10 protein-coding genes are annotated in these 13,868 nt (G+C 42.8%); 2 read left to right on the forward strand and 8 right to left on the reverse strand.

Annotation, left to right across the window (positions count from 1 at the left end):
- Positions 1–17 precede the first annotated feature (17 nt).
- From T375_RS12395 to T375_RS12425, 5 genes are all read right to left on the reverse strand, one after another.
- The gene (locus T375_RS12395; protein ID WP_197019861.1) at positions 18–644 is read right to left on the reverse strand and encodes a winged helix-turn-helix domain-containing protein; all 627 of its coding nucleotides are present in this window, start codon (positions 642–644) and stop codon (positions 18–20) included.
- A gap of 377 nt (positions 645–1,021) precedes the next feature.
- Positions 1,022–1,807: a hypothetical protein gene (locus T375_RS12400; RefSeq protein WP_044939104.1), complete on the reverse strand. Its 786-nt coding sequence runs from the start codon at positions 1,805–1,807 to the stop codon at positions 1,022–1,024.
- Positions 1,808–3,348: 1,541 nt separating this feature from the next.
- Positions 3,349–5,259, reverse strand: a complete 1,911-nt coding sequence (locus T375_RS12415; protein WP_044939112.1) for an ABC transporter ATP-binding protein — start codon at positions 5,257–5,259, stop codon at positions 3,349–3,351.
- Positions 5,259–7,022, reverse strand: coding sequence for an ABC transporter ATP-binding protein (locus T375_RS12420; protein WP_044939115.1), 1,764 nt, complete (start codon positions 7,020–7,022; stop codon positions 5,259–5,261). The genes T375_RS12415 and T375_RS12420 overlap by 1 nt, the downstream gene beginning before the upstream one ends.
- A gap of 2 nt (positions 7,023–7,024) precedes the next feature.
- Complete coding sequence (locus T375_RS12425) at positions 7,025–7,507, reverse strand: MarR family winged helix-turn-helix transcriptional regulator (RefSeq protein ID WP_044939118.1); 483 nt, start codon at positions 7,505–7,507, stop codon at positions 7,025–7,027.
- Between the two features lie 297 nt (positions 7,508–7,804).
- On the opposite strand from T375_RS12425, the gene T375_RS13370 reads away from it, so the two are divergent.
- Positions 7,805–8,362 (forward strand): TetR/AcrR family transcriptional regulator, encoded by a 558-nt coding sequence (locus T375_RS13370; protein ID WP_049960437.1) that lies wholly within the window; start codon positions 7,805–7,807, stop codon positions 8,360–8,362.
- A 61-nt stretch (positions 8,363–8,423) separates the two neighbouring features.
- Here the strand turns inward: T375_RS13370 and T375_RS12435 are convergent, their stop codons facing one another.
- Positions 8,424–9,362: an ROK family glucokinase gene (locus T375_RS12435; RefSeq protein ID WP_044939121.1), complete on the reverse strand. Its 939-nt coding sequence runs from the start codon at positions 9,360–9,362 to the stop codon at positions 8,424–8,426.
- 26 nt (positions 9,363–9,388) lie between these two features.
- A complete protein-coding gene (locus tag T375_RS12440) occupies positions 9,389–11,590 on the reverse strand; it encodes a transglycosylase domain-containing protein (protein WP_044939123.1) in 2,202 nt (733 codons plus the stop codon).
- Positions 11,591–11,746: 156 nt separating this feature from the next.
- Here T375_RS12440 and T375_RS12445 point away from each other — a divergent pair, with 156 nt between their 5' ends.
- A complete protein-coding gene (locus tag T375_RS12445; protein WP_242839286.1) occupies positions 11,747–12,781 on the forward strand; it encodes an aldose epimerase family protein in 1,035 nt (344 codons plus the stop codon).
- A 57-nt stretch (positions 12,782–12,838) separates the two neighbouring features.
- Here the strand turns inward: T375_RS12445 and T375_RS12450 are convergent, their stop codons facing one another.
- A complete protein-coding gene (locus T375_RS12450; RefSeq protein ID WP_044939128.1) occupies positions 12,839–13,816 on the reverse strand; it encodes a diaminopimelate dehydrogenase in 978 nt (325 codons plus the stop codon).
- Positions 13,817–13,868: the final 52 nt, after the last annotated feature.

Here is a 13,868-nt window from a genome sequence, read left to right on the forward strand (position 1 = left end):
TTACAGTTCTGGTTTTGCTACTTCTTATCTACTGGGTAGGCCAGGAGTGTTGTGCTCCATGGCTTAGTATTTGGTTGTTTATCGGCGTGGGCCGCTAGGAAATCAATTATATAGTTCTTCAGCTCTGCGGCGTCTTCGTCTGTGAGGAATGCTACTGAACTTATCACATCGCCAGTGACCGGTGCAGGTACGTCTGTGTTTTTCTCACCTCTAGCCCAAAGATTTCTCTTATATTCTAAAAATCCCTGCCAGTTTTCATTCATCATGTAGTTTAGGAACACTTCCTGCTCATTTACTACGCTATCATCCTGCTGTTCATTAGTTTTCAGGGAGATGTTCACATCCTCCAGCGCATAGTACTTGGCGGTGATTCCATTTATCTTTTTCGTGTGATCAAGCCTCAGTACCCCCAGGCTTTCCAGCTTTTTGATGTGGGCTGTGGCCGCCGATGGTGATATTCCAAGCTCATTTGACAACTGCTTTGGAGTCATCGCCTCCCCACTTACCTGCATAAGACGAATCAAGCGCTGGCGCTGTGGATTCATATAGATTTTGTTCTTTTCTGGTGTATCCAGGATTATCTCTTTCATAGGTCCCCTCTTTTTTGCAGTAATTTCTTTATATCTTTTCTTGTTACTATTCACAGTCGCTTCAGGTTGCCACTGTATAAGATGTAATAGTTCATAGAATTCATTTAGCCCAATATGTTATTTTTAAACATTTCTTTTTCTTTGTACTGATTGGCTCTCACATGCCTATATGAATTCTAATTACTTTTTAGTTAACTCTATATTTCTTATTTTTTGCTTTGCATCATTATACGTTACATTTTATGTAACGACAATTATTTTCTTCTATTTCTCCTACTGTTACTCTAATTGTATTGACTTATGTTGGACTCAACTAATGCAACATAATTGAAGAACAGCCTTCTTTCTATATCTTTTACTGCTTCTATATTTTCCAAATGAGTTACAGTAGCCTCTCTCATCCTCTCCACATTCTGTAGTTTTCCAATTGATTACACTAACTTCTCTTTAATTTTCTGCTCAATTTGTTTGATATCTAGCGAAGAGAACTCTGTCTCCATAGAAATCAATAGATTCTCTCCTGCAACAACTCCATTCTTATCATACATATTAATCTTCTCCAGATTCTTGCTGGCATAGTCATCTTCTGCAGCCAGACCCAAGTGCTCCCAGTAATATGTCTTCCTCTCCTTTGTATTAAGCAACACAAAGTCAGGATACACTGTCCTTCCCGATTTAAGCTTAAGTGCCGGCTCGTACTGATATGGCACATTGTGCTTGTAAAACATATCCGCCAATATCTTCTCCGACTTCGACCTTACATACTCGCCCTTGTCAGTTATATATTTCCCTTTTTCAGGGAATGGATTTTGATTCCCAGGATTCTGTTGATACCACTGCTGGATAAACTCTGCATCCGGCTGGATTAGCGGCTCTATCAGAATCTGCTTCGCGTGGCTTCGATTCTCGTATACTTTATTTATTGTCTCCGCGTTATAGTCAGCCAGGAACTGCTCCAGCGCTCTTATTTGCCTAGTCACAGCTTCTTTCAAATCTCGATAGTACTCCTGCTGCGCCATATTCTTGATAATATCCAAATCACTTTTCTTTACATAAGTGCGGCTTCCATCTGAGTGGTATATGTAGTACTGGTAGCCACTTTTTCGCTTGGAAAAACTAATTGTTTGACCATCTATATTCATATTCTTATTTTCAAGTTTCTCAATTCGATTTAATACATTCTTTAATTCCGTTAACTCTTCATAAAACTTTTTCATATCCTCTTGCTCCTTTTTCACACGTAAATCCTACTTTTTCTTTTTTCTACGTGTCTCCTTTCCTATGCTCCGACACGTAGATTCTTACTTTCTCATTTTCTTCGTGTCTCCTGCGCGCTCTGCTGACACGTAAACCCCCGCTTTTCTTACTTCTTCGTGTCTCCCATGCTCTTCTCTGACACGTAAATTCACTCTTTCCCCTTTTCTTCGTGTCTCCCGAACTCTTCTTAGACACGTAAATTACCTCTTTCCCCTTTTCTTCGTGTCTCCCATGCTCTTCTCAGACACGTAAATTCTCTCTTTCCTCTTTTCTTCGTGTCTTCCGGCCTCTCCCCTGACACGTAAGTCCCCTCTTTCCTCTTTTCTTCGTGTCTCCAGGTCTCTTTCCGGACACGTAAATTACCTCTTTCCCCATTTCTTCGTGTCTTCCGGCCTCCTCTCGGACACGTAAATTACCTCTTTCCCCATTTCTTCGTGTCTCCCATGCTCTTCCCAGACACGTAAATTACCTCTTTCCCCATTTCTTCGTGTCTCCTGCGCGCTCTGCTGACACGTAAATTCACTCTTTCCCCTTTTCTTCGTGTCTCCCGGCCTCTTCTCGGACACGTAAATTCACTCTTTCCTCATTTCTTCGTGTCTCCAGGTCTCTTCTCAGACACGTAAATTCTCTCTTTCCTCTTTTCTTCGTGTCTTCCGGCCTCTCCCCTGACACGTAAGTCCCCTCTTTCCTCTTTTCTTCGTGTCTTCCGGTCTCTTCCTAGACACGTAGATTCCAGCTTTCCTCATTTCTTCGTGTCTCCCATGCTCTTCTTGGACACGTAAATCTCCCTCTTCTCTACTTCTTCGTGTCTCCAGGCCTCCTCTCTGACACGTAGATTCCAGCTTTCTCTCTTTCTTCGTGTCTTCTCGACTCTTTCCGGACACGTAAATCCCACCTTGCCCTATTTCTTCGTGTTTTCGAGCATCATTCGGGTGCCGGCACACCTATTTTCAGCTATACCAGGTTGCAGCCCCTCATTTACAGCAATAATCTTTGCCTATTATTCCTTTTTACCAAGCCGCACTGTCGTAGCCACGGTTTCTACTACTATTTTCCTTCTCAACATGAATCATCTATCATCACAGCCAGGCTAAACCAGCCCATAAAAGCCAACGCACAAGCGAAAAGCCCATTCCCTCAGGCCGCCGCTTGGTGCTGGCAGACTGAGAGTATATCTACGATGATTTAATTCAATTTAAAGTATTAATGGGATTTCGGGTTCGATACATGAACCCACAAATTAGATTGTTATATGAAAACAAATCTTTCAAAAACTCGTTTGATACTATACCTGCTGAAATCAAACTTGTCAACCAATATAGCCGATAATCACCAGCATCAAAAATCAGGCCTATTTCCCCCACACAGCCAAATGCGCCACGGACTACACTCCCCTACACAACAAAAAACCTCCGCGGCGCCGAAGCACTGCGAAGGTTTCCAAATCTATTAAACTCACTCAGCCTGAAACCAGGCCTGAGCCAGCCCAAAATCCAAAGCTTTACGCATTCTGAATCTTACCGGTGTAAAGCTGGTAGTACTTACCGCCTTCCTGGATAAGCTCTTCATGGTTACCTCGCTCGATGATGCGTCCCTGGTCGAGAACCATGATGCAATCAGAGTTGCGGATTGTTGAAAGTCTGTGGGCGATAACAAATGTTGTACGGCCGTGCATAAGCTTGTCCATACCGTCCTGTACGATTTTCTCTGTACGAGTATCGATTGATGAAGTAGCCTCGTCGAGAATAAGTACTGGTGGGTCTGCGATTGCTGCGCGGGCAATTGCAAGAAGCTGGCGCTGGCCCTGTGAAAGGTTGCCGCCGTCGCCCTTGATTACTGTGTTGTAACCCTGAGGCAATCTACGGATAAATCCGTCTGCATTGGCAAGCTTTGCTGCTGCAATTACTTCCTCTTCAGTAGCATCAAGCTTACCGTAGCGGATGTTGTCAGCAATTGTGCCTGTAAACAAATGTGTATCCTGAAGTACGATACCAAGTGATCGGCGAAGGTCCGCCTTCTTAATCTTGTTGATGTTGATTCCGTCGTAACGAATCTTTCCATCAGCGATATCGTAGAATCTGTTGATAAGGTTTGTGATAGTTGTCTTTCCGGCACCAGTTGCACCAACGAAGGCAATCTTCTGGCCTGGTGTTGCGAAAAGCTTGATGTTGTGAAGGACAGTCTTGTCTGGATTGTAGGCGAAGTCTACGTCATCAAAGACGATATCACCTTCAAGCTTCTTATAAGTTGTTGTGCCTTCTGCCTTGTGGAAGTGCTTCCAAGCCCACATTCCTGTACGCTCTTCGCACTCAACAATTTCGCCATTCTCTTCTCTTGCATTAACAAGCATTACGTAGCCATCGTCTGTCTCTGGTACCTGGTCGATAAGCTCGAATACACGCTCAGCACCGGCCATAGCAAGAACGATTGACTGGAACTGCTGTGATACCTGCTGGATTGGCATGATAAATGAACGAGTAAACTGAAGGAATGAAACAAGCGCTCCAAGTGTAAGTCCTGTCCAGCCATTGAGGGCAAGTGTTCCACCAACAACTGCGCAGATAACGTAGTTTACATTACCAAGCTGCATGTTTACTGGGCCTAAGCAGTTTGCAAGTCTGTTTGCACGATAAGCGTTCTCGAAAAGCTCCTCGTTAAGTCCGTTGAACTTCTCCATTACTTCTTCTTCGTGACAGAATACCTTAACAACCTTCTGTCCGTTCATGATTTCCTCGATGTTACCGTTTACTGCACCAAGGGCCTTCTGCTGCTTGCGGAAGTATCTTCCAGATGTACCAGCAAGTGTCTTTGTAACAAGAGTAATCAAAGCAATCATTACGATTGTCACGCCTGTAAGGGTTGGTGACATCATAAGCATGTAAACAAATACTGTAATGATGGTGATTGCACTGTTGAACATCTGTGGGAAGCTCTGTGAAATCATCTGGCGAAGTGTATCAATATCGTTTGTGTAAACAGACATGATGTCGCCATGTGCATGTGTATCGAAGTAGCGGATTGGTAAATCCTCCATCTTCTCAAACATCTCGTTTCTCAAGTCTCTAAGTGAGCCCTGGGCAACGAAAATCATAATAAAATTGTATGAGAACATTGCGATGATACCAACTGCGTAGTATCCAATCAAAGTCTTGATAGCATCTGCAAGTGGTCCAAAATCTGTGCTGCCAGTCTGTATCATTGGCAAAATATATGAATCAATCAGCTCCTGCATGAAGGCTGTTCCCTTTGCATTGCAGATTACTGAAAGGAAGATGCAGATAATAACAAGTACAAGCTGTACTGGGTATCTGCTTCCTACATATTTAACAAGGCGGCCGAGAACTCCTCGTCTTGCGGCCTTCTGCTCTTTTGTCAGTTTAGGAACTGATCCTGGTTGTGGTCCTCTAGCCATTAGTCCTCGCCTCCTTCCTGAGCCTTGTCAAAGTCGCCGCTACCGGCGCCTGTCTGCTGCTCATAGATTTCCTTATAAATCTCATTTCTAGCCATCAACTCTTCGTGTGTACCGAAGTCGTTGACCTTACCATCATCCATAACGATGATTCGGTCTGCATCCATAACAGATGAGATACGCTGAGCGATGATAAGCTTTGTTGTGCCAGGGATTTCCTCACGGAAAGCACGGCGAATGCTTGCATCTGTAGCTGTATCTACTGCTGATGTAGAGTCATCAAGGATAAGAATCTTTGGCTTCTTAAGAAGAGCTCGCGCAATACAAAGTCTCTGGCGCTGTCCACCTGATACGTTTGTACCACCCTGCTCGATGTGTGTGTTGTAGCCATCTGGGAACTTCTCGATGAATTCGTCTGCGCATGCAAGCTTTGCTGCACGCTTTACTTCCTCGTCTGTTGCATCTTTATCGCCCCAACGAAGGTTTTCAGCGATTGTTCCAGAGAAAAGTACGTTGTTCTGAAGAACTACGGCAACCTGATTACGAATTGTCTCAACATCGTAATCCTTAACATTATTGCCACCTACAAGAACTTCACCCTCATCCACATCGTAAAGACGTGAAATCATTGAAACGAGAGTAGTCTTTGCTGAACCTGTTCCACCAAGTACGCCGATTGTCTCGCCAGAGTTAATCTGAAGATTGATGTGGTCAAGAACTGGGCGCTCTGCTGTTTTGTTGTATCCGAAGACAACATCCTTGAACTGGATTGATCCATCTGGCACTTCATAGATTGGATTCTCACCATTTGTGATTGTTGTCTTTTCCTCAAGTACTTCATAAATACGTTTCATGCTGGCTATTGACATTGTAACCATGATGAAAATCATAGCGAAGAACATGAGTGACGTAAGAATGTTCATGCAGTATGAGAATAACGAAACAAGCTCACCAGTTGTAAGTGTGCCCTCGATAACAATCTCATGGGCACCAAACCAGCTGATAAGGATGATACATACATAAATAACTGCACTCATCATTGGCATTGTGAAGGCGATCATTTTTTCTGCAGCTGTTGCTGCCTTGTATATGCCCTGGCTGCCCTTAACGAATTTTGTCTTTTCAAATGCTTCACGAACGTAAGCCTTTACAACTCTGATACCTGTGACATTTTCCTGTACAGATGCGTTCAAGTCATCGTACTTCTTCATAAGAATTTCGAATAATGGTCTTGTCTTGATAAGTACAAAAGTCATGAATGCAAGAATGATGACCATTGCAAAAAAGAAGTTCGATGCAATATGTACATTGATTCTGAAAGAAAGTACCATAGCTACAATAACTGTAACTGGTGCTCTGAATCCCATTCTAAGAACCATGATAAATGCGTTCTGTACGTTTGTTACGTCTGTTGTAAGACGTGTAACAAGTCCTGCTGTTGAGAACTTATCGATATTTTCAAATGAGAATGTCTGAATGTTTTCAAACATCTTCTTTCTAAGGTTTTTGGCCAATCCTGCAGAAGCCTTACTTCCGTAAACAGCTCCCATTACACCACCAAACAAACCTACAACTGCGCAAATGAGCATGTAGCCACCGATTCGGTAAATCTCGCTCATGTTGCCCGCTTCAACACCTTTGTCTACTAAGTCTGCTACAAGAAGTGGAATTATCATTTCCATTGCTACTTCAAGAATCATAAAAACAGGAGTTGCTAGTGCTGCTGCGGTGTATTCTTTTGTTTCCTGTAATAATCTCTTTACCAAATTTAATCCTCCTTCTTTAATTCTACGTAAGATTTATATTCCCTAGCGTTCTGCTGCATCTTTTCAAGGACGCGAATCACAGTGGCGATTTCTTCTTCAGAGATATCCTTTGTTACGTATTCTTCAACTTCTAGAATCTGATTCTCTATAAGATGATTGAATTCCATTCCCTTGTCTGTAACAACGATTTGCTTTTTGCGTCCGTCACCATCTACTGGGACCTTGGCAATCAAGCCATCTCGCTCCAGGGTCTGAATCATATCTGCCAATGTAGATTTAGGGAAGTGGAAAATCTTTTCCAAATCTTTTTGGAAAATAGGCTCTTTCTGTCTGACGAAATAACCAATAAGCCATCCGTTTTTGGTAGTGCAAAGATCCATTTTGTTGTCGCTGGCGCCTCTGTTAATAGCGTCTTTAACCTCACGACCTATGCTTCCGCACAAAAAACCTATATGTGTCTTATTGTCAAATTCTTTTGCACACATTTTTTCTCCTTTCCTCTATAATTTCTTTCTTTAATTTGCTTTGGGAATGTCCGACTTCGGAATGTTCGGTTCCGGACAATTCGGTTTCGGACAATTTGCATTATACACTCTAAATTGTGTCCAAGCAACAAAAAAAATATTAAAATTCTATTAAAAAGTCCACGAGCGACCTCATCCGTGGTATAGTAGACAATAGACATAATGATAGGACTTGAATAGGGGAGTACTAAACGTTAGAGAATGGATTTATTGCTTAATCCGCCTTAGGGAAGTAATTAATAAGAAAAGGAGTATAACATGAGAGAACGAAGCAAAGATTTACGTGTAAGAAGAACTCTTACCGCAATTAGAAAGTCATTTAACGAACTCGTACTAGCACGTGACTATCGCGAAATCTCAATTACCGATCTTACAGAAAGAGCAGGAATCAACAGAAAGACATTTTATCTTCACTATACATCTTTAGATGATTTGATTGATGAAATTGAAGAAGAGGTTTCTTCAGACTTATTAGAGCACATTGGAAAGTATGCATTAGATATGGATCTTAGTGGATGTATCACATACTTCTACAAATATCTTGAGTCATGCAGCAAGGTACAGAAGAAGCTTATGTGCGATGAGTCATATTCATTCTTCTACAATGCAGTTGTAGATAAGGTTTTGAACAGTGAAGAATTTTCTAAGTTCTTCAACCAGACTGAGCATCCTTCAATTGTACGTTCATACACAAAGGCAATCACATCTATTTACAAGGATTGGTTGGCAAGTGGACGCGACGTAGAATTCAAGACACTTACAGATGTTGCAAGTGTTCTTGTTGGCAAGGGATACGCTGGCGTTATTAAAAAGTAAATATGAATTATCAAAGGCAGGTCTTGAGATGACCTGCCTTTTTTATTGCTTTATTTCTTATTTAAAGGATAAGCTTCATTGCTCCGTAGATACCAGCATCGTTTCCAAGTGATGCGAGAACGATTTTTGTGCTCTTGCAGCCGTGGAATGCGATTTGATTGAATCTGTATTCTACTTCATCAACAAGATACTGGCCAGCCTTTGAAACGCCACCGCCGATAACGAAAGCTTCTGGATTTACTACACAAGAGATTACCTGAAGGCCCTGTGCCAAGTATTCACAAGCACGTCTTGCGATTTCTTTTGCAACTACGTCGCCCTTCTTTGCCTCATCGAAAACAGCCTTTGCATCAAGTGTCTCTACATCTCTAAGGCTGCTTGCATCATCATTCTGTGCAAGGCGAATCTTTGCAAGACGAGCGATACCTGTTGCTGAGCAATACTGCTCAAGACATCCGTGATTGCCGCAACCACAAGTGTTTTCCTCTGTGTAGTTTACTCTGATGTGACCGATTTCTCCTGCTGCACCTGCTGCACCGCTGATGATATCGTCGTTGATGATAACGCCACCGCCAACACCTGTGCCAAGTGTTACCATAACTGAGCTTGAATATTCCTTTGCAGCTCCCATCCAAGCTTCTCCAAGTGCTGCAACGTTTGCATCGTTACCAGCCTTAACCTTTAGACCGCCGAGGCACTCAGAGAATTCCTTCTCTACATTGAATACGCCCCAACCTAGGTTTACACAACGGTTTACAACACCGTCATCTGATACAGGTCCAGGAATTCCGATACCAACACCTGCTACATCGTCAGCAGCAATGTTCTTTTCATCCATCTTCTTAACAACTGTCTGTGCAAGATTCTTAAGGATGTTTACACCGCCGTTTGATGTGTCTGTAGGAACCTCCCACTTCTCAAGTAGCTCACCCTCTGCTGTGAATAAGCCGCACTTACATGTTGTTCCCCCCAGATCCAATCCAAATCCGTACTTTGCCATTTCTTTCAAAATCCTCCATATTACTTCTATTCAACCTGATTCTCCACTTCTTCAGTGGTGGTTGTTATCTCTATATCTGTGGCGCCATCTGGTATTGCGCCCTCTGGCACTTCCGTGCCGTCGAAAGTTTCAGTAATAATTTTGTATGTGTTTGGCTCCTGAGGCGTTTCCCCAGGATTTTCCTCATCAAAGACACCATATGGCTCTTCTTCTGATTCGCCCTCTTCCTCAGTTTCCACTTCGTCCTGCTGCTCTTCTGTGCCGATGTATTCCACTGGCTTTTTAAACTCTGCAGGAAGCAAGCCTTCGTGAATGGTATTCATGTATTCTTCCCAGATTTTAGCTGGGTAAGATGAGCCAGTCAAGCCCGCTATTTTCTTGGGCTGATCAGAACCAACCCAAATGCTTGTGGTGTAATATCTGGTGTAGCCAACGAACCATCCATCGCGATTGTCATTGGTTGTACCAGTTTTTCCAGCTGCTGGCATTTCACCAAGGTCGATGCCTCTGGCAGTGCCCTCAGCCACTACCGATTGTAGCATATCTGTCATGGTTCTGGCAGCATTTTCTTCGTAAACTTGCACCTCTTCTTCCTGAGCTTCGTAAAGAACCTCTCCCTCAGAATCAGTGATTTGCAAAATGCAATCTGGCTCTCGCATATAGCCATCATTTTGGATAGTGGCATATCCTTTTGCCATTTCCAAAGGACTTACGCCAACTGTCAGACCTCCCAGGCATGCTGCCATGCCATAGTCGTCATCTTCTATGTGGGAAAATCCCAGGTCTTTAAGATACTGGATTCCCTTTTGTGGTGTCACTTCCGAATACAGCTGCCAAGCGACTGTGTTTTTTGACTGTGCCACTGCCTGGCGCAAAGTTATTTCTCCAGAGTAGGTGCCTGTTGCATTTTCCGGACCATCCGCCGTCTTCACATCCATCACCTTACTGTCTGGAGTGTAGCCCATTTCGATGGCTGGTGTGTATACAATAAGCGGCTTGATTGAGCTGCCTGGCTGACGGAAGCTTTGGTAGGCTCTGTTTAATGTGTAGCCTGTCACATCCTGGCTACGTCCTCCTACTATTGCTTTGGTCATACCTGTCTCGTTATCAATGCACACTCCTGCGGATTGCACTGTATAGATGCCATCTTCGTTCACATCTGTAAAATCCTCCAGGTGGGAATCTATTGCCGCCTGCAGCTCATTTTGCATGTTCAAATCTATGGATGTGTAGATTCGATATCCTGATGTAAATAATGTGGTGTTCCACTGATTGTAAGCTTCATCATATGCCCTGTTGTAGGCTTCCTCGTCTTCATCCGAGTCAAACTCTGTCTTGAATTCGAAGCCATTCGCCTTCATCAGTGCCCTGGTTGCACAGTAATATGCATATGTTTCTACGTAATTATTCTTGATACTATCTGGTCTTGTCAGCACGATTTCTTCGTTGACTGCTGACGTGTAGGTTGCTTCGCTGATGACCTTGTCCTTCAGCATTGACGACAAAATAGTGTTCCGTCTTGTGATTGTGTTTTCCGGATTTACTACCGGGTCGTAGTAGGTTGGGCTGTTTGGAATGGCAAGCAAATAGCACACCTCCGAAAGGGTCAGCTCCGATATATCCTTGCTGAAATAGCCCTTGGCTGCCGCCTCAATGCCATAATATCCATTGGCGAAATAAACATTATTTAAATAGAACTCTAATATCTGTTCCTTGGAATACTTCTTTTCCAGCTCCGATGCAATATATATCTCCTCCACCTTACGCTGCCATGTCTTTTCATTGCTGAGGAAGATTGTTCTGGCAAGCTGCTGGGTGATGGTACTTCCACCCTGGGTGATTTCCTTGTCCTTTAGCATTGTGTAAAGAGCTCTAGCAATGCCCTTGTAATCGATACCGTTGTGCTCAAAGAACTTTTTATCCTCAATGGAAACCAATGCCTTCACTGCATTCTGTGGAATCTGGTCGTAGGTGATGTAGTACACATCCTTTTCGCCCTTCAACACAGAAATTGTGTTGCCATTTGCATCGTACACTTCACTGGTTTCTATCTGTCTGAATGTATCTTCCGTGGATTTTTTTACAAGAGAAGTAGCCTCTGATTTTAACTCAGAGACTTGAGCTGCATAACCGCTGGCATAGTAATAGGTGACGGCCGAAACCAGCAGCAGTAACAGTACTATTTGAAGTTTGATTAGTCGAAAGATTTTCTTGTTATTGGCCTTCATTCGCGGACCGCCTTGTTTTGATATAAATATATTACCATAATGTCATTTCTTTGACATTTTTACCTTTATAAATTGATTAATTATTTTGTATCTCTTGTATTAAAAACCACATACATTTATCATTAGGGTAGTTATTTTTATAGGGAGGTTTTTATCGTGGAAAAAGAAAAAGTAGGCGTTACTAAAAACGGCGAAGACATGATTGCATATACTCTTATCAATAAGAATGGTATGCAGGCAAAAATCATGAATTTTGGTTGTAATCTTTTAGAGCTTTGGGTTCCAGATAAGGAAGGAATTCTTACAGATGTTGTTTTAGGATATGACAATATTGAGGATTATTTTGAGAATTCTCCTGGATTTGGATGCTGCATCTGCCCTAATGGCAACCGCATCGGCGATTCAAAATTTACTTTAAATGGTGTTGAGTACAAGCTCGATGCCAACGACGGCAAGAACAATCTTCACTCAGGCTTCCATCCAATGCACAAGCGCATCTGGAATGTAGAGTCCGTAGATGACAGCCATATCACATTCACTTGCCACAAGGCTGATGGCGAGTGCGGATTCCCTGGAGAAATGGATATCACTATCACATACACTCTTGGTGATGACAACTCATTAAAGCTTGAATATTCAGGGGTTTCAGATGTTGATACAATCTTCAACCCAACTAACCACAGCTACTTCAATTTGAACGGTCACGACTCAGGTTCTGTTATGGATCACATCGTTTGGATTGATGCTGACAGATATACTCACACAGATTCAGAGTCTATTCCTCACGGAGAATGCCGTGAAGTAAAAGGAACTCCAATGGATTTCACTACTCCTAAGGCTCTCAAGCAGGATACAGAGGCTGACTATGACCAGCTCAACTGGGCAGGCGGTTTCGACCACAATTACTGCCTCAACAATCCATCTCTTACAAAGCCAAGTTGTACACTTGAAGATCCTGCTAGCGGCAGAAAGATGGAAGTTTACACTGATTTACCTGGCGTACAGCTTTATGCTGGTAACTACCTTGATGACAGCCACATAGGCAAGGGTGACTGCCCTTACGGCAAGCGCTTCGGAGTATGCTTCGAGTCTCAGTACTTCCCAAATGCAGTAAACGTACCTGAGTTTGAGCAGCCAATCGCAAAAGCAGGCCAGAAGGCTCACTCAACTACAATTTATAAATTTATCTAGAATTAATGAAAGCCATTATGTTACGGCAACACGCCTACATAATGGCTTTTTTGTATCTTAAAGGAAATGAGCACGAAGCTCTTCTGCAGGAATTGGTGAAAGGTAAGCTGGTGCGATGTCGAATACTGTCTTTGCACCTGTAGCGCCCTCTTTATTCATGCGAGAAATTGCTCTTGCATATGCTGTAAGCACTGCGCCTGTAAACTCAGGGTTTGAATCGAGGTTTAAGCTGTACTCGATTACGTGCTTGTTGCCATCAAATCCTGTCTCGCCTGTGTAGATAACGCTTCCGCCATGTGGTAATCCACTGTGGTTCTTCTTCAACTCTTCCTCAGAGATAAAGTTTACTGTTGTGTCATAATCTGAGAAGTAGTTAGGCATTTCCTTGATTTCCTTCTCAATACGAGCCTTATCAGCACCTTCTTCAACAACTACGAAGCATTCTCTTGTATGCTTTTCTCTTGTTGTAAGCTCTGGATTCTCACCATTTCTAACTCTCTCAAGTGCTTCTGGAACTGGTACAGTGTACTGTCTAGCATCAACAACACCTTCGATACGACGAATTGCATCTGAGTGACCCTGGCTAACGCCCTTGCCCCAGAATGTGTAAGCCTGTCCCTTTGGAAGGATTGATGTTGCATAAAGACGATTCAATGAGAACATTCCTGGATCCCATCCGCATGAGATAAGACCAAGCTTTCCAGCTTCCTTTGAAGCCTTGTCAACGTTTGCAAAATGCTCTGGGATTCTTGCATGTGTATCAAATGAATCAATTACATTGTAGAGCTTTGCGTACTTTGGTGTCATTTCTGGTAAATCAGTAGCGCTTCCTCCGCAAATAACAAGTACATCTATATCTTCTTTTCCTGTATCCAAATCTGCTGTAGATTTAACAGGTGCGTTAGACTTTACTGTAACTGTACTTGGATCTCTTCTAGTATAAATAGCTACAAGTTCCATGTCTTCGCTAAGAGTAACAGCAGCTTCTACACCACGTCCAAGATTTCCGTATCCTAAAATACCAACTTTAATCATGTCATACCTCCATTATTCTTTTTAATCTTTTGTAATTTTAAAACAAGGATTA

Origin of the sequence: Pseudobutyrivibrio sp. LB2011 (genome assembly GCF_000701765.1) — a bacterium.
GTDB classification, from domain to species: Bacteria; Bacillota; Clostridia; order Lachnospirales; family Lachnospiraceae; genus Pseudobutyrivibrio; species Pseudobutyrivibrio ruminis.